This is a genomic window from Glutamicibacter sp. NPDC087673 (genome assembly GCF_044743255.1).
Lineage (GTDB): Bacteria > Actinomycetota > Actinomycetes > Actinomycetales > Micrococcaceae > Glutamicibacter.
Map to the genome: position 1 here is coordinate 158867 of NZ_JBIUWB010000004.1, position 22071 is coordinate 180937.

Annotated in this window: 20 protein-coding genes; 16 read left to right on the forward strand and 4 right to left on the reverse strand. The window is 62.1% G+C overall.

All coding sequences use genetic code 11. From position 1 onward, the window contains the following. Positions 1-2: 2 nt before the first annotated feature. The 8 genes from ACIOTL_RS10905 to ACIOTL_RS10940 are packed head-to-tail and all read left to right on the forward strand — an operon-like array spanning position 3 to position 10754. Complete coding sequence (locus ACIOTL_RS10905; RefSeq protein WP_400342611.1) at positions 3-1013, forward strand: AAA family ATPase; 1011 nt, start codon at positions 3-5, stop codon at positions 1011-1013. Further along, positions 1013-2332, forward strand: a complete 1320-nt coding sequence (locus tag ACIOTL_RS10910) for a DUF58 domain-containing protein (RefSeq protein ID WP_105661753.1) — start codon at positions 1013-1015, stop codon at positions 2330-2332. Before ACIOTL_RS10905 ends, ACIOTL_RS10910 begins: the two co-directional genes overlap by 1 nt. Then, complete coding sequence (locus ACIOTL_RS10915; protein WP_400342613.1) at positions 2329-4683, forward strand: DUF4129 domain-containing transglutaminase family protein; 2355 nt, start codon at positions 2329-2331, stop codon at positions 4681-4683. The genes ACIOTL_RS10910 and ACIOTL_RS10915 overlap by 4 nt, the downstream gene beginning before the upstream one ends. After that, entirely contained in the window at positions 4674-5771 is a 1098-nt protein-coding gene (locus ACIOTL_RS10920) for an RDD family protein (protein ID WP_400342615.1), read from the forward strand. Before ACIOTL_RS10915 ends, ACIOTL_RS10920 begins: the two co-directional genes overlap by 10 nt. Then, positions 5768-6592, forward strand: coding sequence for a protein phosphatase 2C domain-containing protein (locus tag ACIOTL_RS10925; RefSeq protein ID WP_332487810.1), 825 nt, complete (start codon positions 5768-5770; stop codon positions 6590-6592). The genes ACIOTL_RS10920 and ACIOTL_RS10925 overlap by 4 nt, the downstream gene beginning before the upstream one ends. After that, a complete protein-coding gene (locus ACIOTL_RS10930) occupies positions 6589-8487 on the forward strand; it encodes an FHA domain-containing protein (RefSeq protein WP_400342617.1) in 1899 nt (632 codons plus the stop codon). The genes ACIOTL_RS10925 and ACIOTL_RS10930 overlap by 4 nt, the downstream gene beginning before the upstream one ends. Next, positions 8484-10043 (forward strand): serine/threonine-protein kinase, encoded by a 1560-nt coding sequence (locus tag ACIOTL_RS10935; RefSeq protein ID WP_400342619.1) that lies wholly within the window; start codon positions 8484-8486, stop codon positions 10041-10043. Before ACIOTL_RS10930 ends, ACIOTL_RS10935 begins: the two co-directional genes overlap by 4 nt. Before the next feature lie 9 nt (positions 10044-10052). Further along, complete coding sequence (locus ACIOTL_RS10940; RefSeq protein WP_400342620.1) at positions 10053-10754, forward strand: hypothetical protein; 702 nt, start codon at positions 10053-10055, stop codon at positions 10752-10754. Positions 10755-10833: 79 nt separating this feature from the next. On the opposite strand, the gene ACIOTL_RS10945 is transcribed toward ACIOTL_RS10940, so the two are convergent. Both ACIOTL_RS10945 and ACIOTL_RS10950 read right to left on the reverse strand, forming a co-directional pair. After that, entirely contained in the window at positions 10834-11052 is a 219-nt protein-coding gene (locus ACIOTL_RS10945) for an acyl-CoA carboxylase subunit epsilon (protein ID WP_105657136.1), read from the reverse strand. A gap of 52 nt (positions 11053-11104) precedes the next feature. After that, on the reverse strand, positions 11105-12715 hold the full coding sequence (locus ACIOTL_RS10950; RefSeq protein ID WP_105657137.1) for an acyl-CoA carboxylase subunit beta: 1611 nt from the start codon (positions 12713-12715) through the stop codon (positions 11105-11107). A 195-nt stretch (positions 12716-12910) separates the two neighbouring features. Here ACIOTL_RS10950 and ACIOTL_RS10955 point away from each other — a divergent pair, with 195 nt between their 5' ends. The 7 genes from ACIOTL_RS10955 to ACIOTL_RS10985 all read left to right on the forward strand — a co-directional run bounded on the left by ACIOTL_RS10955 (position 12911) and on the right by ACIOTL_RS10985 (position 20618). Further along, positions 12911-13768, forward strand: coding sequence for an SDR family oxidoreductase (locus ACIOTL_RS10955; RefSeq protein WP_400342622.1), 858 nt, complete (start codon positions 12911-12913; stop codon positions 13766-13768). A gap of 57 nt (positions 13769-13825) precedes the next feature. Beyond that, positions 13826-14692: a biotin--[acetyl-CoA-carboxylase] ligase gene (locus ACIOTL_RS10960; RefSeq protein WP_332498394.1), complete on the forward strand. Its 867-nt coding sequence runs from the start codon at positions 13826-13828 to the stop codon at positions 14690-14692. 86 nt (positions 14693-14778) lie between these two features. Further along, entirely contained in the window at positions 14779-15327 is a 549-nt protein-coding gene (locus ACIOTL_RS10965) for a hypothetical protein (protein WP_133833027.1), read from the forward strand. Beyond that, positions 15324-16535 carry an adenylate/guanylate cyclase domain-containing protein gene (locus tag ACIOTL_RS10970; protein ID WP_105657141.1) on the forward strand — a complete coding sequence of 404 codons (1212 nt, stop codon included), beginning with the start codon at positions 15324-15326 and terminating at the stop codon, positions 16533-16535. The genes ACIOTL_RS10965 and ACIOTL_RS10970 overlap by 4 nt, the downstream gene beginning before the upstream one ends. After that, positions 16535-17491, forward strand: coding sequence for a PP2C family protein-serine/threonine phosphatase (locus ACIOTL_RS10975; protein ID WP_400342625.1), 957 nt, complete (start codon positions 16535-16537; stop codon positions 17489-17491). Before ACIOTL_RS10970 ends, ACIOTL_RS10975 begins: the two co-directional genes overlap by 1 nt. Positions 17492-17538: 47 nt before the next feature. Further along, complete coding sequence (gene ligA, locus ACIOTL_RS10980; RefSeq protein WP_400342627.1) at positions 17539-19815, forward strand: NAD-dependent DNA ligase LigA; 2277 nt, start codon at positions 17539-17541, stop codon at positions 19813-19815. A gap of 14 nt (positions 19816-19829) precedes the next feature. Then, on the forward strand, positions 19830-20618 hold the full coding sequence (locus ACIOTL_RS10985; protein WP_400342629.1) for an inositol monophosphatase family protein: 789 nt from the start codon (positions 19830-19832) through the stop codon (positions 20616-20618). On the opposite strand, the gene ACIOTL_RS10990 is transcribed toward ACIOTL_RS10985, so the two are convergent. Beyond that, entirely contained in the window at positions 20615-21172 is a 558-nt protein-coding gene (locus tag ACIOTL_RS10990) for a hypothetical protein (protein WP_332487793.1), read from the reverse strand. The genes ACIOTL_RS10985 and ACIOTL_RS10990 overlap by 4 nt on opposite strands. A gap of 157 nt (positions 21173-21329) precedes the next feature. On the opposite strand from ACIOTL_RS10990, the gene ACIOTL_RS10995 reads away from it, so the two are divergent. After that, on the forward strand, positions 21330-21602 hold the full coding sequence (locus tag ACIOTL_RS10995; RefSeq protein ID WP_332594781.1) for a hypothetical protein: 273 nt from the start codon (positions 21330-21332) through the stop codon (positions 21600-21602). A gap of 9 nt (positions 21603-21611) precedes the next feature. Here ACIOTL_RS10995 and ACIOTL_RS11000 read toward each other — a convergent pair whose 3' ends face one another. Further along, complete coding sequence (locus ACIOTL_RS11000) at positions 21612-22061, reverse strand: SRPBCC family protein (RefSeq protein WP_332503376.1); 450 nt, start codon at positions 22059-22061, stop codon at positions 21612-21614. Positions 22062-22071: the final 10 nt, after the last annotated feature.

Sequence of the window (22071 nt, forward strand, 5' to 3'; positions counted from 1 at the left end):
CCATGACCATGAGCACCGAGCAGGCCAACTGGTTCTGCGATACCTTCGCCAAATTGGTGTCCAATGTCGGACTGTCCGTCCTGGGCAAGGACCAGGCCATCAAGCTGGTGCTAACTGCCATGCTCACCGAAGGGCACGTGCTGCTCGAAGACGCACCGGGCACCGGCAAGACCATGCTGGCCCGCTCGCTGGCCGCCACGGTGCGGGGCAGCAACTCGCGCATCCAATTCACCCCGGACCTGTTGCCCTCGGACGTCACCGGCATCACCATCTACGACCAGCGCAGCGGGCAGTTCGACTTCCACCATGGACCGATCTTCGCCAACCTCGTGCTGGCCGATGAGATCAACCGCGCGTCTCCAAAGACCCAGTCGGCGTTGCTGGAAGTCATGGAAGAAGGGCGGGTCACCGTCGATGGCACCACCTACCCGCAGGCTCGCCCGTTCATGGTGATTGCCACCCAGAACCCGATCGAGCAGGCCGGTACCTACCGGCTGCCCGAAGCCCAGCTGGACCGTTTCCTGATCAAGACCTCCATCGGGTATCCGGACCGGGAAGCCACCGTGGCGCTGCTTTCGGGCAGCACCCAGCGTGACCGCTCGACCGCGCTGAGCGCCATCGTCACTACCGAAGCAGTGGTGGAAATGGCTGAGCTGGCAACCACCGTGCATGTGGACACCGCAGTGCTGGAGTACGTCGCGGCGCTGTGCGAAGCGACCCGCGAAGTTCCGGAAACCCGTTTGGGAGTTTCGGTCCGCGGAGCCCTGGCGATGGTGCGCGCGGCCAAGGTGTGGGCTGCCAGCCAGGGACGGAACTACGTGCTGCCGGATGACATCAAGGAATTGGCGCCCTATATCTTCACCCATCGTCTGGTGCTGGACCCGGAAGCGGAATTCACCGGCACCACCTCCGCCCAGGTCATCACTTCGGTGCTGCGCAAGGTCCCGGCCCCAACCCGCCGTGGCAATGAAGACTCCGCTCCGGCCGCCGGCAAGGACCAGGACGAGCATTAATGAGCAGACGAGCTAAGCGTTCTGCACGGAGCACCAGGCTGAATCGCAGGGCCGAAATGTCGCTGACCATGGCCAGCGAAGCAATGCAGGTGCTGCGCGAATACCTGCGCCCTGCAACAGCGCGGGTCAAGGAATTCAGCACCCGTTTCCTCGCACCGGTCACCACGGTCATTTCGCCGCTGGGCTTCGTGCTGCTGGGTACAGCGATTCTCCTGTGGATCCTGGGCGCCAGTTTCGGCTGGCAGGAGGCCCTGCTCGGCGCCTTCATGGCCACCTTGCTGCTGCTGGCTTCCGTGGGATTCATCCTGGGCCGCAATGATTTCAGCGTGGACCTGGACCTGCACCGCACCCGTGTCGCTGTGGGGGACCGCGCCGTTGGCGCCCTGCAGGTGGCCAACCAGGCCTCGCGCAGCGCAGCGCCGGTGATGATGGAACTTCCGGTAGGCCATGGTGCCGCCCAGTTCCGGATCCCGCGCCTGGAGCCGCAAGGAACGCACGAAGACCTGTTCACCATCCCGACCCAGCGCCGCCAGGTGCTGGAGGTGGGGCCGGTCCGCTCGGTCCGCCAGGACCCCTTCGCCATTCTGCGCCGGCAGGTGAAATGGACCGACCGCTACGAGCTGTTCATCCATCCGCGCACCACCGCGCTCGATGGCTCCTCTGCTGGTTTCATCCGCGACCTCGAAGGCATGCCCACTTCGGATCTCTCGAACTCCGATGTGTCCTTCCACGCCCTGCGCGAATACCAGGCAGGAGACGACCGCCGCCATATCCACTGGAAGTCAACGGCGCGTACCGGTGAATTGATGGTTCGCCAGTTCGAAGAGACCCGGCGTTCGCACCTGGCACTGAGCCTGAGCACCAATCTGGACGAGTACTGCGAGGCGCACGCAGAGGAAGATTTCGAACTGGCTATTTCGGTCGCTGCCTCCATCGGGCAGCAGGCAGTGGCGGAACAGCGCAAGCTGGCCATCGTGACCCAGCAAGGTCCGGTGCGCACCGACAGCGGCCGCATGATGATGGACTCGCTGACCCGCATCGAAGCAGCCGCTGGCCAGCGCGAGAACCTGGTGCAGGTGGTTCGCCACACCGCCGATATCGTGCCCGGAGCGTCGGTGCTTTTCTTCCTCACCGGCACCAGGACCAGTGCAAAGTCGCTGCGTGAAGCCTGGATGCATGTGCCTGCCGGAGTGCGCGCCATCGCTATCAGGTGCGAGACCGGCATGGAGCCGACGCGCTCGAACATTGGCGAGCTGACGGTACTGAGCCTGGGCAAGCTGGAAGAACTCGGCTTGATGCTGCGAAAGGCCGTGGCATGAAACAGTCTTTGCCCCTCTGGCGCTTCGGCGTTGACGCGATCTGCCTGGGATTGGCCCTGGTCCTTGGTGCCCTGGGTCTCCTGGACGCCTACGGTGCGAGCTTGAACTTCATCCTGGCTGCCGTCGGCGGAATTGTTGCCGGTCTTGCATTGGCCTGGGCCAATGTGCACTTCAAGCTGGGCACGTGGCGGACCATGGCCCTGTTCGCACTGCTGTACCTCGTGCTGGGCACGCCGTTGGCGACTCCACGCGAGGCTGCCTTCGGAATCTTGCCCACCGGGCAATCCCTGCGCACCTTGTTGACCGGCCTGGTCTTCAGCTGGAAAGACATGCTCACCGTGGCGCCACCGGTAGGCTCCTACGGCGGCGTATTGATCGTGGCCTTCCTTTCCGCGCTGCTCACCGCGCTGCTGGCCGGCTTGGCGGCCTGGCATTTGCGCTCGCCGTATTGGACTTTGCTGCCGCTGCTGGCGATGTTCGTGCTGGGTATTGTTTTCGGCACCCGCGACGTGCCGATGCCGATCGCCCGTGGCGTCGCCTTGATTGCGGTATTGGTCGGTTGGCTTGCCTGGCGGCGCTTTATGGACACGCGCATTTCCGGCGGATTCAGCTCGCTGAACCACGAGCAGCTTGACTCCCATGGCGGCCAGCAGATGTTGCTGCGCCGCATCATTGCCGGAGCCCTGGTGCTGGCCGGAGCCGGCGTAGCGACCGCCGCGGCCACTCCGCTGCTGGCCCCCGAAACCCCGCGCCAGGTGTGGCGCGATGCGTTGGAACCGCCTGTGGATCTCTACGATTATCCAAGCCCGCTGACGAGTTTCCGCAAGTATGTGAAGACAATGGCTGACGACACCCTGCTGACCGTCAAGGGTTTGCCAAAGGACGAGCGCATCCGCTTGGCCGCATTGGATTCCTACAACGGCATGGTCATCAACGTGGATCCTTCCGCTGGTGGCAGTTTTGCCCCCGTGGGTGATGCCAGCGATATTCGTTCTGCCCAGACGCTGGAAGGCCGCGAAGCGGCTGAACTTGAAATCTCGATCCAGGACTATGAAGGGGTGTGGGTTCCTTCCGGAGGCAAGCTCATGGGCTTGGATCTGGCCGGCGGTCGTGAAGATGAACTGGCCCGTTCCCTGTTCTACAGCGATACCTCTGAAAGCGCGCTGAGCTCCATTGGCCTGGAGAAGGGCGATGCCTACACGGCTAAGGTGCTCTTCCCCGCCAAGCCGAGCGATGACCAGCTCAATGAACTGGATTTGGCGCAGTTCCGCATGCCAGAGCTGGCCAATGTGCCAGCCACGGCGGGAGCCAAGGCCGCCGAATTCACCGGTACGGCACGCGGCGACCTGCAGCGCGTGCGGAGCATTGAAGCCATGCTTTCCGGAACCGGATTCTTCTCCAACGGCACCGAGGGCCAGGTTCCCTCGCTCTCCGGGCACGGAGCGGGACGTATCACCAGCCTGCTCGATGCCGAGCAGATGATCGGCGATGACGAGCAGTATGCTGTCGCGATGGCGCTGATGGCCCGCGAGCAAGGGATCCCTGCGCGCGTAGTCATGGGTTTCTACCCGGAGGAATACGCGCCGGGGAAGGCCGTTGAAATCAAGGGGTCCGATGTTCATGCCTGGGTGGAGATCGCTTTCGAGGAAATAGGCTGGGTTGCTTTCAACCCGACGCCGAATGAAGACGAGCAGCCCACTCCTCCGGAACAGGAACCCAAGGCTGTGCCGCAGCCGCAGGTGCTGCAACCGCCACCACCGGCGCAGGAAGAAGCGGATTTGCCTCCGCAAACTGCACCGGAGCCGCAGGAAGTCGAAGAGGAACCGAAAACCTTCTGGGAACGCTGGGGCCAGGTCATCATTGTCGCCGGCATTTCGCTGGGTTCGGTGCTGCTTGTGCTCTCGCCGCTGCTGCTGGTTGCCTTGCTGAAGCTGCGCCGCAGGCAGAAGCGTTCTCAAACCGGCAGCGCCGGTGACCGCGTGACCGGTGGCTGGCAGGAATTGCTCAGCCATGCCACTGACCACCGAATCGCGACTGCCAGCGGTGCGACCCGGCGGGAAAGTGCCGGCGTGCTGGCCGACGGTTTCCCGGCGCTGTCCAGCCCGGTGCAGTCGCTGGCGCAGCGTGCGGATGCGGCGAACTTCGCGCATGAAGAACCGACCGAAGAGCAAGTGCGGAAGTACTGGGAGGATGTCATTGCGCAGACCCAGAAGATGCAGGAGCCGCTGGGCTTCTTCGGCAAGATGCGGGTGAAATACTCTCCACGCTCTCTGATACACGAGTTGGCGGCTAAAACGGTTACCACGGCACGAACATTGCAACGGAAAAACAGGAGCAAGCCATGGCGGTAAAAATGGACCTGGTAGATGCCCGAACTGCGCAGCGGCTGCTTTCGTGGCTCGTCGACTTCCTGCCAGTACTGGTCCTCTCGGCTATTTTCCTGCCGATGATCGGATCCAGGATGGTGAACTCGCTGGATGCGCCGCAGATCATGGGCGAGATCGCCGGAACGTACATCCTGTACGGCGTCCTGGCTCTGGCCTACACGGTGTTCTTGTGGTGGTGGGAAGCTGCTGCAGGCAAGAGTCTTGGCAATGTGCTCCTCGGGTTACGCACCGCTACTGTGTCAGGCGAGCGCCCGGGCTGGGGTAAAACCATTATTCGCCGTTTGCTGATAGCCGTCGCGGGTATCGTTCCGATCCTGGGACCGGTGCTGATGGTGATCTCCAACCAATTCGACGCGAACGGCAAGAAGCAGGGATGGCACGATAAGGCGGCCGGGACGCTGGTACTGGATATCAAGGCTGGACGGGATCCGCTGACTACCGGTGGTACCGGGGGACCGGGGTCTTTCGCGCCTGAGCAGCAGTATGCTCCGGGCCGTCGCTTCGTGGGCGAACCAGAAGAAGAGCCCGGCAAGTCCTCGGGAGTCATCGATTCGGTGCCAGGCGCCGTGCGCGCCAATGCGCCTGAGGCGCAGAAAGCAGCTCGTCCCCGTCCTGCCTCGCAGCCTAAGCCGGAGGCGAAGATCGTTGAAGTCCCTTCGTCCAAGTCCGGTGGTGACCCGGATGCAGATCTCGGTCACACGCAGATTCGTTCGCAATCGCCTGATGCCTTGCATCTGCTCTTTGACGATAGCCGGTGCCTTGGCCTTGCTGGCAGCATCTTGATCGGACGCAACCCTTCCTACGCAGACGGCGATGCAGGTGTTCACCTGGTCGCGGTGGATGATCCGGAACGCACCGTCTCCAAAACGCATCTGCTGATCGAGCCGGGAGTAGGCAGTGTCTGGGTTACGGACCGGGATTCGGGCAACGGCTCATCCATTGTCGATGAAGATGGAAACGTGCGCGAACTTGTCCCGGGCAAGCCGGAACAGGCAATGATTGGCCATACGGTGTACTTCGGTGACCGCTACTTCCAGGTGGAACGTCCATGACAGATACTAGCCCGGCAGCCAGCCTCAGATTCAGCCACGGCCAGGCAACTGACCGTGGACTGCGCCGCGCCCTGAACGAGGACAGCTTGCTGGCCTCGGAACGGTTGTTGGCCATTGCCGATGGCATGGGCGGGCATGAGGCAGGTGAAATAGCTAGCGCCCTGTGCCTCAAGATCCTGGGTGCAGGATTCCAAGACGCCGGCACCAATCTCGATCCGGAAACCCTGGACGCGCTGCTGCTTGAAGCTGACCGCAGCATTGTGGAGGCAGGCTCCGGCCGAGCCGGAACCACACTCACCGGGGCCGTGCTGATTGATGCAAGGACCTCCAGCGGGCAGGAAGAACAACCCGAACTGCTGGTCTTCAACGTGGGCGACTCGCGCACCTACCTGTGGGCCCAAGGATTGCTGCAACAGGTCAGCATCGATCACTCCGAAGTGCAGGAGCTGATGGATATCGGCCAGCTGGACGCCGCGCAAGCGGCCACCCATCCGCGCCGGCACGTCATCACCCGCGCATTGGGGATCAACGCCAACAGCCAACCCGATTACTGGCTGGTGCCACTAGCAGGGCACGAACGCATTCTGGTCTGCTCAGATGGGCTGAGCAGCGAAGTCGGCGACGCCGCAATCCAGGAGATCCTCTCGCGTTTCCCGGATCCGCAGCAGGCGTCCGAGGAACTGGTCCAAGCGGCCATCGACGCCGGAGGACGCGATAATATCAGCGTGATCGTCGCCGACGTGCAGTATGGGCACCCCGATGATGTTGGCATTACAATCCCACGCATATCGACCACGAGCCACCAAGAGGAGAAATCATGAACGGCCTGAGTTACATTCCCGGAGACTGGTACGCCCTGGTGAATAACCAGCACATCGTCCTGCTTCCTGCCAGCGCCAGCGCCGAACAGGTCAACGTTTTGTGGTCCAACCTCGTTGGGAAGACGACGGTGGAAGCACTGCTCTCAGAGCTGTTGCCGCTTTACCAGATGAACATTGCCGAGCTGCCGAACTTCGCTTTGGTTTCCCGGGACAGGGCACCGCATCTGGTCTTGCGGGGAGCCCCAGAATTTACCGCACGGACAGCTGCCGGTGACGAGCTGGTCAGCGGTGCCGGCATTGCGACCTGGACCGAACGCAAACTTGGCGAGTCGAAGACCTGGACTTTGAGCACCGGTTCGGCGAATCCTGAAGCTGCGTTCGCGCTGCCAATTAGCGAAGGCATTGTTCGAGTATCAAGCCTTGAGTGGGGCACCGAAGGGGACGCCGCTGCTGGTGCGCCCGCCGGTGCCGCATCCAAATCACCTGCCACCCCTTCGGCTCCGGCCAAAGCAGCTCCAAGCGTGATGGCGCCTGCCGCCGCTGCGGCCAAGCCTGCCGCCGCTGCGGCCAAGGCGCCAGCGCCAACTGCGGCTAAGCCTGCTGCTGCGCCCGCGCAGGCAAAGGCCCCCGCAGCAACGGCGGCTAAGCCTGCGGCGGCCCCCGCTGTTGCCAAGCCGACGGATGCTCCGGCAAAAGCTCCAGCGGCAGCGAAAGAGCCAGCGCCAGCTGCGGCTAAGCCTGCGGCGGCCCCCGCTGTTGCCAAGCCGGCGGCTGCTCCGGCAAAAGCTCCAGCGGCAGCGAAAGAACCAGTGCCAGCTGCGGCTAAGCCTGCGGCGGCGCCCGCGCAGGCAAAGACCCCCGCAGCAACCGCGGCCAAGCCTGCTGCTGCGCCCGCGCCGGCAAAGGCCCCAGCGGCAGCGAAAGAACCAGCGCCAACTGCCGCCAAGCCGGCATCCGACCCGGGCGCCGCCGCGCCGTCCAAAGAAGCAGGAGATCCCAAGGGCCCCGCAGCTGTGTTGGCACGAGCAGCCAAGGCAGCCGACGCGGCCAAGGTATCTGCACAGGGTGCCGGGGATGAGCAGACAGATGGCACGGCAACGAGTTATGCGCTGCCGCCGACCGAAGTCTCGGAAGAAACTCAGGATCCAGCACAATACGAGCAGGAAGCCTACTCGGAGGAACTATCGCTGGGCGGACAGCTGCTGGGCGCCAGAGGTGCAGCAGAGACCGTCTACGATACCGGCCAGGGCGATGATCTGGACACGATTATCAAACCGCGCCCGGGAAGTCCTGCCTCTTCGGCGCGGCCGGTTGAACCAGCCGACGACGAGCACACGATCATCCGCGGCTCCAGTGTTCCGAAATCCAGCGCCGCTTCAGGTTTGGACGCCAAGGACGGCACCGAAAATTCGGTGTCGCTGAATGAATTCATCTTGGCCCGCTCTTGCTCCAAGCGGCATCCCAACCCTCCAACGGCCTCGACCTGCCGGGAATGCGGCGAGCGCCTCACCGGCCAAGCGCAGCAAGTTCGCAAACCGGCCATGGGGCGCATGATTGTCAGCGATCACGGTGGCGCCCGCGAATACGCCCATGAACTGAACCGCTCGGTGATCCTGGGGCGCCAGCCAAGCGCAGCAGCCATCAAATCCGACACCGATCCCCGCCTGCTGAAGGTGGAAAGCCCAAGCGGTGACATCTCCCGCTCGCACCTGCATGTGCGAGTGGAAGGATGGCATGTGCAGCTGGTTGACCTGGGTGCGACCAATGGCACCGTGCTCCTGCGCGAAGGGCAGCGGCCACGGCGCCTGTCCCGGCACCAGGAGATCATGCTGATCAACGGCGATGTTGCTGATCTGGGCGATGGCGTGAGCATACGCTTCGAGGATCTGCCGTGAGCCTGCGGCGCGCGCCAGCTCCGGCACCGCAGATCCCGGGATTCACCTACGTCAAGCCGCTGGGCACGGGCGGATTTTCCGATGTCTACCTGTACGAGCAGCACCGGCCCAACCGCAAGGTGGCGGTGAAGGTGCTGCTGGCGGATGTCAGCGATGAGGAAGCCCGCCAGCGATTCGAGGCGGAAGCCAACTTGATGGCCCAGCTGTCCACTCATCCGTATATTGTCACGATCTACCAAGCGGAGATCACCGAAGACGGACGTTCCTATTTGGCCATGGAGTATTGTTCCCGGCCTTCTTTGGACGTCCGATACCGTCGTGGCGTCCTGAGCATTGATGAAACGCTGTCCCTGGCGATCCAGTTGTGTTCAGCGGTGCATACTGCGCATCTTGCTGGCATTGTGCATCGCGATATCAAGCCGGGAAACGTGCTGACCACCGACTACAACAGGCCGGCGCTGACCGACTTCGGCATCTCGGGAACTATCGGTTCACACACCGCTGGGCTTTCGGTGCCATGGTCCGCACCGGAAGCCTTCGGCGATGGCATGCCTCCGGGTGTGCGCATGGATGTGTACTCGCTCGGTGCCACGATCTATACGATCTTGGCCGGGCATTCGCCATTCGTCCGTCCTGGACAGGATAATTCGCAGGCAGTACTCATTGAGCGGATTTGCAATACGCCGTTGGTGCCGTTGGAACGGCTTGATGTTCCTGAATCATTGAGCCAGGCGCTGGCGGTAGCCATGGCGAAGAACCCGGCGTCGCGATTCGGCTCGGCTGCCGAACTGGCCCGCTCGATGCAACGAATCCAGATCGAGCTGGGCTTCTCGGTCACGCCCTTTGAAGTACTTGAAGAACCTGCAGAAGCGGTTGACGAAGATCACGGCGAGAGCACTCGCGTTCGCAATGTTACTTCGATTAGCGATGCGCAGCGTCCGCTGCCTGCCCCACCGATGATTTCCTCCGTTCCCGGGCAACGGCTGCGGCAGGCAGGACCGTCAGTTCCAATACCGCGGCTGGAAATGCCGAAGGATTCCATTTCGGCTCCGGGCCAGCAGAGCGCAGCTCCAGGCGAATCAGGAACGCCGGTGGACGCGCCGGCAGAACCGAAGACGCGCCAGGGCCTGCCGAAGGTCTTCATCGCAGTGGGCCTTGTGCTATTTCTCCTGGTTGGCGGCGCTGTCATTGCCAACATGTACTTGCCGGACCAAAATGCTGCACAGCGTTCTGGCCCGCCTATTACAGCGACGGACGGGCCCAAGGATGCATTGGTTGGCGGCACTGTGCCGAAGGTGGATAATTTTGCGTACTCCACGGTCGGAGAAACTGTAACTTTCCGTTGGTCCAACCCAGAACCGAATAAGGCAGACCATTACCGGTGGGCTCCAATTACCGCCACGGAAACGGGAGAATACAAGCAGACGATGTCCCCAAGCGCCACTACCGAGATCGGGAAAGGCGGACAAACCTGTATCGAGGTCAAGCTCGTGCGCGATGATGGACGTATCTCGGATGGAGCACGGTTCTGCACCGCCGCAGGTTCAGGAAAGTAGGCAAGAGAGATGAGTGAAGTAACTATCGAGTACTGCGGACAGTACTATCCTGTCCACGACGCCAAGCCCTTCACCATCGGCCGAGAAGGCGACCTGGCCATCGACGACAATCCCTACTTGCACCGGCACTTCTTGACGATTACCAAGCAAAGCGGGCTGTGGTGGCTTAATAATGTCGGTAGCCGGCTGACCGCGACGATTGCTGACCGTACCGGCGGACTGCAGGCCTGGCTCTCGCCGGAATCGAGCCTGCCCCTGGTGCTGAACCGGGTGGGTGTGGTTTTCACCGCCGGTCCCACCACCTACGAGCTATCGATTCATGTTGCGCAGCCCGCATTCCGGCAGGCCTACATGGACTACGACGCTTCGGGCGAGACCACCATTGGCCCGGTGGTGCTGACCAGTGCCCAGCGGGCCTTGGTCGTTGTCCTGGCTGAGCCGATGCTGCGCCGTGAAGGCACTGGCTTGAGTTCAATTCCCACGAGTGCCGCTGCCGCCGCCCGGCTGGGGTGGGGAATTACGAAGTTTAATCGCAAACTCGATAACGTCTGCGACAAATTGGACAAGGCCGGCGTGGCCGGGCTGCGCGGGGGACCTGGAAAATTGGCCACCAACCGCAGGGCGCGACTGGTGGAACATGCTGTGAGTTCGCATCTGGTGACTCGTGCAGACCTAGCCATCTTGGACTTCGAAGTTCCCGACGAAGACTAGGATGCCAGCGGCGCTGCACAGAGCAATGGCCCGGAAAATTCCGCTAGGGAACGTTCCGGGCCATCGCTTTCAGGAGGCCTTAGCGCCGGCCAATAGTCCAGCCCAAACGCGGGGCCAGCGCCCGGCGCCTGCGGATCCGGGCTACACGCTTTTTGGGCTCGGCGGCTTCTGGTGCAGGAGCCGGAGTATTGCCCATGGCAGCGAGCAGCGCGGTAACTACCGCCACTTCCTCGTCACTGGGGTTTCCCTTGGTGACGCGGATCTGCGGGGCAACAGGCAACGCAGCGTTCTGTTCCATGGGAGTGCTCCTTATTGGTTTTAGCTGGTACTAGGCGAGCAGGCACTGCTGCTTACAGCGGGATGTTGCCATGCTTCTTCGGAGGCAGGCTAACGTGCTTCTCGCGCAGCGCGCGCAGGCCGCGAACCAGCTGGAAGCGGGTCTCGCTCGGGGCGATGACCGCATCCACGTAACCCAGCTCCGCCGCCTGGTAGGGGTTGAGCAGTTCGGCCTCGTAGTCGTCGATAATCTGCTTGCGGCGTGCCTCGACGTCTCCGCCTTCGGCTTCCACCGCGGCCAGATCGCGGCGGTAGAGGATGTTCACTGCACCCTGGGCACCCATCACGCCGATTTGCGCGGTAGGCCAAGCCAGGTTCAGGTCCGCGCCCAGCTTCTTCGAACCCATCACGATGTACGCTCCGCCGTAGGCCTTGCGGGTGATCACGGTCAGCTTCGGCACCGTGGCCTCGGCGTAGGCGTAGAGCAGCTTCGCACCGCGGCGGATGATGCCCTGGAATTCCTGGTCCTTGCCCGGCAGGAAGCCTGGCACGTCCACGAAGGTGAGGATCGGGATGTTGAAGGCGTCGCAGTTGCGCACGAAGCGGGCAGCTTTTTCCGAGGCGGCGATATCCAAGGTGCCAGCGAACTGCATTGGCTGGTTGGCGACGATGCCCACGGTGCGCCCTTCGATGCGGGCGTAGCCAATCATCACGTTCGGTGCGTACAGCGACTGCATTTCAAAGAAATGCTCGTCGTCGACAACCGACTCGATGACCGTGCGCATGTCATAAGGCTGGTTGGCGGAGTCCGGGATGAGCGTATCGAGCTCCAGGTCCTCGGCAGTGATATCCAGCTCTTCATCGAATTCGGCAATCAGCGGATCCGAGAGGTTGGACGACGGGAGGAAGTCCAGCAGTTCCTTGCAGAACTCCACGGCGTCTTCTTCATCGGACGCAAGATAGGTGGCGGTACCGGTATTGGCGTTGTGCTGGCGGGCGCCGCCCAGGGTTTCCATGTCGATCTCCTCGCCGGTAACCGTCTTGATGACGTCCGGACCGGTGATGAACATGTGGCTGGTCTTGTCGACCATGATCACGTAGTCGGTCAGTGCAGGGGAGTACGCTGCACCACCGGCCGATGGGCCCATGATCAGCGAGATCTGCGGGACAACGCCCGAGGCATGGACATTGTTGCGGAAGATGTCGGCGAACATGGCCAGGGAAGCGACGCCTTCTTGGATGCGGGCACCTCCGCCATCCAGGATGCCGACAACTGGGCAGCCGTTGCGCAGCGCAAATTCCTGGACCTTGACGATTTTCTCGCCATTGACCTGGGACAGGGAGCCGCCGTAGACGGTGAAGTCCTGGGAGTAGACAGCCACCAGGCGGCCATCGACGGTGCCGTAGCCGGAGACCAGGCCATCGCCTAATGGCTTCTTCTTCTCCATGCCGAAGGCGGTGGAGCGGTGGACTGCGAGGGCGTCGAACTCAACGAAGGAATCCTCGTCCATGAGCATTTCAATGCGTTCGCGGGCAGTGTGCTTGCCGCGGGAGTGCTGCTTTTCAATCGCTGCTTCGCCACTTGGCGCTTTAGAGAGCTTCTGGCGGCGGCGGAACTCAGCAAGCTTTCCGGCGGTGGTGGACAGGTCGATTGACTCGGCTGCCTCGGTTCTGCCCTGCGTCATGCCTTCGACTCCCTCGAGTTGTCTTCAATGTGTAGGAATGGCACAAGAAAAATGCCAACTAAGCCAGTCTAGCTGGGCAAACAGCTCATTTGTTTGTAGGAATCTTACAAAATGGCCCGATATCTGGTGCGTGGCACGCCAGAATAAGTTACTGAACAGTAGCTTAGTGGCGGATCATCGCGTAATCTATATCACATGACTAGTGAATCGCGCACTCTTATCGCACCTGTTCCCGGGAACCTGGAAAACCGCACCATCCTGATGAGCGGCGGTAGCCGCGGCATCGGCCTGGCTATCGCCCTGGCCGCAGCCAGGCAGGGGGCCAACGTGGTCCTGCTGTCCAAGACCGATACGCCGCATCCGGCACTGGAAGGGACCATCCATACCGCCGTTGCGCAGATCGAAGAAGCAGGTGGCAAGGGCCTGGCCGTAGTTGGCGATGTCCGCGTGGACGCCGATGTGCAGCGCGCGGTGGAAGAGGCCGTGGCAAAGTTCGGCGGCATCGACATTGTGGTCAACAACGCCTCGGCCATCAACCTGGCCAAGACCGATCAGCTTGATATGAAGCGCTACGACCTGATGCAGGACATCAACGTTCGCGGCACCTTCCTGCTCTCCAAGTCCGCGCTCCCGTACCTGCGCGCCTCCGAGCATGCCCATATACTCACCCTCTCCCCGCCATTGAACCTGGATCCGAAGTGGGCTGGACGGCATTTGGCCTACACAATGGCCAAATACGGCATGTCGCTGACCACCCTTGGCCTGGCCGAAGAGCTGAAGGACGATGGCGTCGGCGTGAACTCGCTCTGGCCCGAAACCCTGATCGATACCGCAGCCATCCGGAACCTGCCGGGCGGACAGAAAATGGTTCAGGGAGCGCGCGATGCTTCGGTCGTGGCAGATGCCGCCATGGCCATTCTTGCCAGCCCGCCAGCCGGAGTCAGCGGAAACTTCTTCACGGATGGACAGGTGCTGACGCTGGCTGGCGAGACGGACCTGGAGAAGTACACCTTGAACCCCGAAGTCCCGCTGGTTGAAGACATCTTCCTCTAGACAGATGACGAGGCAGTACTAAGCATAATCATCGGCCGGTGCCATAGGGTTGGAGGTATGGAAAACCCGCATGGCACCGACCGCGCAGTTCTCGATTCCCGGCTCTTCACCGAGCTCACCGCCCAGCTGGAATTGGGGCTGGTTAATATCAAGCCAACCTCCGGTTCAACCAATACCGAGTTGGCGCAACTGGCTGGCAATGGGGATGCCGGCCACCTCAGCGTGTACTTCACGGAGCACCAGCAGGCAGGCAAAGGGCGTTTGGGCCGTGAATGGGTAACTCCGGCAGGATCCTCCCTGACCGTCAGTGTCTTGGCGGTGCCGGGTCCCAGCTTCCCTGCCGAATCCCTGTCTTGGTACACCATGCTTGCGGCCTTGGCCTGGAGCCGAGCCGCCGAGAATATCGGCGGCGTTCCCTTGGGCATCAAATGGCCCAACGATTTGTTGGCCGGAGAGCAGAAAGTCTGCGGCATACTGGCGCAAATGGTTCCAACTGGCAACGGCTACGGGGTAGTGGTTGGCACCGGAATCAACGTGAACCAGAACCGGGACGAGCTTCCGGTGCCCACCGCGACGTCCCTGCGTTTGGCTGGCGCCCAGAACTTAGACCGCACCGAACTGCTGGCTGAGTACCTGAAGCAATTCGCAGCACTGGATCAGGGTTTCCGCCGGGTCGGCGGCTTTGCGCAGATGCCGTTGCCGGGAAATAATGGAAAATCTTTGCGCCAGCTCGTCAGCGACAAGCTGGCCACACTGGGACATGAAGTGCGTGTGGAATTCCCCGATGGATCCACGCTGGTTGGCAACGCGGTCGAGTTGGGCGCAGACGGCTCGTTGGTTCTGGAATATGGAACCGGGCAGCGGAAGCACGTGATGGCAGGGGACGTGCACCACGTACGGCGCGCCGACGGAAAGTATGCCTAACCAGACTTGGGTCTTGGCCCGGGACTATTATTGGAGATGATGACCGAAACACGGAGTCGAGAACAGGAGGGGCGAGGAACAACACGATGAAGTTGCCGCTGCATGAAAGGGAACGAGTGATTATCAAAACTCGTGAACATTCGCGAGTGCTGCGCCAGCCCGTGGGAGCCTTCCTCGTATTGACTGCCGTGTGCACCTTCTCGTTGGGCTATCTCTCCCGGGACGATCTCTCGGACTGGCTAGCTGGCAACGCGAATGTGTGGATGGTCGTTTCGGTGGTTCTCTGGGCCGCACTGGTGCTGATCTGGAGCGTGATTCCCTGGGCCCGGTGGCTACGCAGCCAAATCGTCTTGACCACCGAGCGGATCATGTTCCGGCCCACATACAACGATGGCAAGCTGCAATCTGTAGGATTATTTACAGTTCGCGACCTCGTCGCGCACAGCAAGGCGAAGAACACCATGACGCGTGCGGGAACCTTGGATATCGTGCTGAACCAGGGATACGTGAGACTCTCACATGTCCCCTCGGTACCGTATTTCCGTTCCCTGGCAATGGAGGCGATGGCGAACCTGCGCAGCAACCAGAATGCGGCGCACACCGAAACGACGAACAGTGAGGGCATGGGGGCATGAGCACCGAGCACACCAACACACCCCGAGCAGACTCTCCGCAGTCCGCCGCCGAGGCTGTCCGCGGCGCCCGCCAGCACCCCCCTGTGGCCACACCGGCCGAGTCGGATCCAATTTTCGAACTTGCGCAGGCCATGGAAGGCCCCTTGCGCATTCCGGCCCACACCCCCGACGCTGTCCGCGATACCGTCGCTTCGCTGGAAAGGCGGCTCATCGGCGGCCAACGCGAATTCCGTCGCCGCGAGGTCGCTTCCGAGGCCGGTGTTTCCCTGCACTCCGCGCGCAAGCTCTGGCGCGCCATCGGCTTCCCTGAACTCAGCGATGATGAAGTGTTCTTCACCCAGGCCGACAAGGAAGCCCTGGGCACCATGGTGGGGATGGTCCGCGAAGGCAAGCTGACCGAAGAAACCGCCATTTCCCTGATGCGTTCGGTTGGCCAGATGACTGACCGCATGGTGGTGTGGCAGATCGAAGCACTGGTTGAGGACATGATCGCCAACCAGAACATGTCGGATCGCCAGGCGCGCCGCCAGCTTTTCGGCCTGCTGCCCGAAATCATTCCAGCGATTGAAGACCTGCTGCTCTACTCATGGCGCCGCCAGCTGAACTCTGCCGTGCACCGCATGGCATTGCGGGTGGAAACCGGAGTGGCTGCCTACAACCAAGACCGTGGCGACGAAGATGGCGGCACCCCGCTGCCACTGGCCCGTGCGGTGGGCTTTGCCGACCTGGTCTCCTACACTTCGCTGTCGCGCCGCATGAACGAGCGCACCCTGGCCCAGCTGGTGCAGCGCTTCGAAGCCAAATGCGCCGAGGTCATTTCCGTGGGCGGTGGCCGCCTGGTCAAGACCATTGGCGATGAAGTGCTCTACGTGGCCGAAACCCCGCAGGCCGGCGCCGAGATTGCGCTGTCCTTGTCGCGCGAGCTGGCCAAGGACGAGCTCTTCCCGCAAACCCGCGGCGCGGTGGTCTGGGGCCGGCTGCTCTCACGCCTGGGCGATATCTATGGTCCTACGGTGAACATGGCGGCTCGGCTGACCTCGCTGGCGGAACCGGGCACCGTGCTGACCGACGCGATTACCGCAAACACCCTGCGCAATGACGCACGCTTTGTGCTCACCGCCCAGGAAATCACCGCGGTGCGCGGCTTTGGAGACATTCAACCCTATGAGCTCTCCGCAGGCGAGGGAGCAGGACTGGTGATTGACTAGTGGCTAAAGAACCAGCACCGGTACCGTTCATCCTCGCCGCGGCAGGGCTGACGGACGTGGGCCGGAAACGAACGCAAAACCAGGACCGCATCCTGATGCACGACATCGTGTATGCGGTAGCCGACGGCATGGGCGGTCACGAAGCTGGCGAGGTGGCCAGCCAGCTTGCGGTGGAAACGATGCAGGAAATCTGCACCTTCGCCAATAAGACGTCGGTTCGGAAACTGCCATCCGTGCCGGATGTCCAGCGCCAGGTGCAACTGGCTGATGACCGCATTCGCGAAGCGCTTGAATCACGTGGCGGCACTACCTTGTGCGCATTGGTGCAGATCAAGACCCCGGGCAAAGGCCGGGACAATGTGACCGCTCCACTGGCCGCGGTGCCGCCCTGGACCTCAAGTTTCGCGATGACGCAGAACACTGATGTCATCTCCAAGATCACTCCGCAAATGCTGGAGAACCACCGCGCCAGTTTGGCTCCAGCTACCGAGCCGATCGCGGTGGTCGCCGATGAAATCCCGAGCCTGTTGCTGGTCAACGTGGGGGACTCGCGCGGATACCGGCTGCGTGATGGCGCCCTGCAGCAGCTGACCCGTGACCACTCGGCCGTGCAGGAAATGGTGGATGCCGGGCAGATCACCGAGTTGGAAGCCCGCAATCATCCGCACCGGAATCTGATTACCCGTGCGCTTGGCGCCGGCGCCGAAAGCCAGCCGGATCTCACCGTCTTGCAGCCGCGCATCGGCGACCGCTACATGCTGTGCAGCGACGGGCTCTCGGGCGAACTGACCGAAGACATCTTGCAGACCTTGCTGGTGAACTACAAGGACCGCACCGAAGCGGCCCGGATTCTCACCGGGGCCGCACTGGAAGCTGGCGGCCGGGACAACATCGCGGTGATTGTCCTTGATGTGCTGGCAGCCGAGTCCGCACAAATTGACGCACCTGGGAACTAGGGCTCCAAGCCAGCTAAACTGTCCGCCGGTGGGGCACAATTGAATACGTGAGTGAAAAAGACGTAACACCAGTTGAGCCCTCCAACGTTCCGCCAGAAGCTGACAAGTCCCGCTATGAACAGCTGGTCGAGCAGATCCGTGCCCACCGCGAGGCGTACTACCAAAACGATGCTCCTCTGGTCTCCGACGCGCAATACGATGCGTTGTTCCATGAGCTCCAGCTGCTCGAGGCAACCTATCCCATCCTGGCTGGACAGGATTCGCCCACGCAGGAAGTCGGCGGCGAAGTTTCCGCCGCCTTCGCATCGGTCACCCACGCAAGCCGCATGTACTCGCTGGAAGACGTTTTCTCACTTGATGAACTCGAAGCGTGGCTCGAACGTGCCCAGGTCAATGCCGAACGCCTGCACCCGCAAACCCCGGTCAAGTGGCTGTGCGAAGTCAAAATCGATGGCCTGGCACTGAACCTGACCTACCGCCAGGGCAAGCTGGTGCGTGCAGCTACCCGCGGCGACGGCACCACCGGTGAAGACGTTACCCACAATGCGCTGACCATCGGCGACATCCCGCAGGAGTTGTCCGGCACCGGCTGGCCCGAAGAATTCGAAGTCCGCGGCGAAGTTTTCATTGCCACCGATGACTTCAACAAGTTCAACGAAGCGTTGATTGCCCAGGGCAAGGCGCCCCTGGCCAACCCGCGCAACGCGGCCGCCGGGTCCTTGCGCCAGAAGGACCCGGAACAGACTGCCAAGCGTCCGCTGCGCATGTTCGTGCACGGACTGGGCCGCAGCCGCGATTTCAACCTTGCTGAACAGTCCCAGGCTTACGAGCTGATGCGCAACTGGGGTCTTCCGGTTTCGCCCTACGGCCGCGTTGTCGGCAGCCGCCAGGAAGCCAAGGACTACATTGCCGAGCACGGCGAGAAGCGCCACGACTTGATCCATGACATCGATGGCATCGTCATCAAGGTCGATGACCTGGCCACCCAGGAACAGCTGGGCTACACCTCGCGTGTTCCACGCTGGGCTGTCGCCTACAAGTACCCGCCAGAAGAAGTGCACACCAAGCTGCTGGACATCCAGGTCCAGGTGGGGCGCACCGGCCGCGTGACGCCTTTCGGCGTGATGGAACCGGTCCTCGTCGCTGGCTCCACCGTTGCCCGCGCGACCCTGCACAACCAGGAAGTCGTCAAGGCGAAGAACGTCAAGATTGGCGACACCATTATCCTGCGCAAGGCGGGAGACGTCATTCCTGAAATTGTTGGCCCGGTGCTGCCACTGCGTGAGGGCAACGATGACCTGCGTGATTTCGTCATGCCTGTCGAATGCCCATCCTGCGGGCAGCCACTGGCGCCGGCCAAGGAAGGCGATGTGGACATTCGTTGCCTCAACGCTGAATCCTGCCCGGCCCAGCTCACCGAACGCGTGGCCTACCTCGGCGGACGCAGCGCCCTTGATATCGAGGCACTGGGCTACGAAGCAGCAGCGGCCCTGACCAGCGGTCCGGGCGAGGACCCTGCCACCCAGGGCGGCATCATTCTGCCTGCTGGCCCCGGCCCGCTGAAAAACGAAGCCGAACTGTTCAACCTCAAGGACATGCTCGACGAGCTTGGCGAGGTGAAGGTATGGCGGGAAAAGCGTTCCAAGGGGGAAGGCACCGGCATTTTCGAGCTCGTCCCGTACTTCTACTCCAAGGCCACCGCCAAGAAGCCGTCTGAGCCAACCAAGAGCACCATGAAGCTGCTCGATGAGCTGGAAAAGGCCAAGGGCAACCCGCTGTGGCGCGTGCTGGTGGCACTGTCCATCCGCCACGTTGGCCCGAACGCTTCGCGGGCCATTGCCACCCGCTACGGTTCCATGGATGCCCTGCTCGAGGTCCTTGACTCGGGCAACGCCGAGGCTGAACTGAGCGAAATCGATTCCGTCGGATCAATCATTGCCGAAGCGCTGGTGGACTGGTTCAAAGTGGATTGGCACCGTGAAATTGTCTCCTCCTGGCAGGCCGCTGGGGTGAAGATGGAAGACGAGCAAGATGCGAACATCACCAAGAACCTCGAAGGCTTGGCCATTGTAGTGACCGGTACCTTGGAAGACTATTCCCGCGATACCGCCAAGGAAGCGATCATTGTCCGTGGCGGCAAGGCCACCGGCAGCGTTTCGAAGAAGACGGACTTCCTGGTGGCCGGCGAAGCCGCAGGGTCAAAGCTGGACAAAGCCCAGTCCCTGGGTGTTCCGGTACTGGACGAAACCGGATTCGGCGTCCTGCTTGAACAGGGCCCAGACGCAGCGCGCGAGGTAGCCCTCGCCGCACCAACGGAAGGCTAGAAATGGACCGCGCAGTGACTCATGATCCGCTGGTAATGGTTGCCCGCCGGGCCGCCGCCGCCGGCGCCGAAGTACTCAGCCGCCGCGATGAATCGCAGTTTAACCTCACCGACAAGTCGGCGGCCGGGGACTGGGTGACCGACTTCGACCGTGCCGCCGAGGAAGCAATTCGCGCGGCCATCCTGACCTCCCGGCCCAACGACGAATTGACCGGCGAGGAATATCCAAGTGCCAAGCCTGCGAACCCGAGCGGCTTGCGCTGGAGCATTGATCCGCTGGACGGCACCACGAACTTCGTGCGCAACATCGCCTATTACTGCTCCTCGGTGGGCGTCTGCCAACGCAATGAGGATGGCAGCGAGACCTGGGTAGCCGCGGCCATCGTCGCCCCTGCATTGCAGGTGGAATACTTCGCCGGAAAGGGATTGGGTGCATGGAAGCTTGATCTGCGATCCGGGAAGCTCACACAGCTCACCGGGCCGGCCGAATCCGAGACCAGGATCCTGGCAACTGGCTTCGGCTATGATTCCCAGCGCCGCCAGTTCCAAGCCCAAGTGCTCGGGCAGATGCTCCAGGACTACGTCAATGTGCGCCGACTCGGCTCGGCCGCGCTGGACCTGTGCCTGGTGGCCGAGGGGTCTTTGGACGCCTACGCCGAATATGGCACCCAGGAGTATGACTGGGCTGCCGGCGCGCTGATTGCAGAGGAAGCCGGATGCCAGGTAGGCAGGCCCAGCAGCAACCCGGGCTGGCAGTACGCCGGATTGGTGGATCCAGCCAAGCTCGCGGAGCCTAGCGCCTAGGGAAGCAAAGCTGCTATCCACTGATGCGCGTAATGGATGGCGATGCCCACAGCTACACCGCCGCACACCTGTGTGGCGGTGTGCTGGTAGCTGCGGATCCGGGCCCAGGAAAGCACCGCAAGGAAGAACACCACTAGCGGCATCAGCTCGGCCTGCTGTCCCGCCACCTGCAAAACAACGTAGGTGCCCACAGCCAGGTGCACCGAGACCTTCCACCACAAATTGATCACGGCAACAAGCGCCAATCCAAGCAGGATGCTGAGCACTTCGAGGAAGATCCCGGAACCGGCATCCATGACCCGCAGCACGAGCAGGCCGCACAGGATCAATCCTGCGGTATAGGCATAGATCCCATGCCGCTGACGCCGTACGGTCACGTGCATATCGGTGACCTTGCCGCGCAGTTTCGCCCCGGCCAGGATCAGCCACGGAATAATCGTGGTGAACAGGGCTGCAACAATCGACTCGGTCCAGCGCACTGAGGAATCCCGCCATGGCGTTGCCAGCAGCAACACGGTAGCCAGGATAATGGGGGAGAGCACGTGCGAAACCACTAAAGCGATTTTTCGCACCGAAAGAGGTGAGCTGGCTGTCGAGGTCTGCTGCATCGGGGTCATTGGCCTTGATAGGGGTAGCGGTTTACTGCCGTCGTGGCGACTAATCCACTGTACACGTGGAGCCGTCAATAATTCCCCTCGCAGGCCGACGGCGATGAGCCCTCGGATCCAACTTCCAATCCGCACTGCAACCGTGTACTCCGTCATCTTGGAGCGGGGCGAAGCCATATCGGATCAAGGCCCGGATCTGAAGATCCCGGTTAACACCGACGGTTCGTTCAGCCATGTGCTTCCGGTGGTTCCCAATGAATTGCCCAGCCCGATGGCCGTCATCGTCCAGGCGCAGCCGCAGACCGGAGAATGCGGGGAATCCGACTCCTGCGCGGTGCGCCAGTGGGCTGTGGTCATCGAGCCACAGGACCGCTAGCGAGCAGGATTAGCCTTGCGCGTTGACCAGGTAGTCGTTGCGGATCCGGATGAGCTTGGGCAGGTACCAGCCAAGCACGAGCCGCTCGGCTAGCCAGCCCAAGGGACCCAATGGAGCGCTGAAGCGGATCTTGTCCACCATCAACGTCCCCTGGTCCGACTCGTAGAATTCATGGACGTGGTGGAAGGACTTGAAAGGCCCTCGCTCCTGCTGGTCGGTGAACGTGTGCGGGGCATCCAGGTCGGAAATCCTCGAGGTCATCCGGAAGGGGATGCCGAAATGCTTGGCACGCCAGGTGACCTGCTCGCCTAATCCGATAGCGCCGCTGGTAACCCCCGCCACGGCCTTTTCCTGCGAATCGGCCATTGAACCGGCGTGCGCGTCGATGCTGAGCGATTTCTCGAAGAGGTCGGCACGTGAAGCACCGCAAAGCGTAACGCATTCAAAGTAGACGGCCATGGCTTCAGTA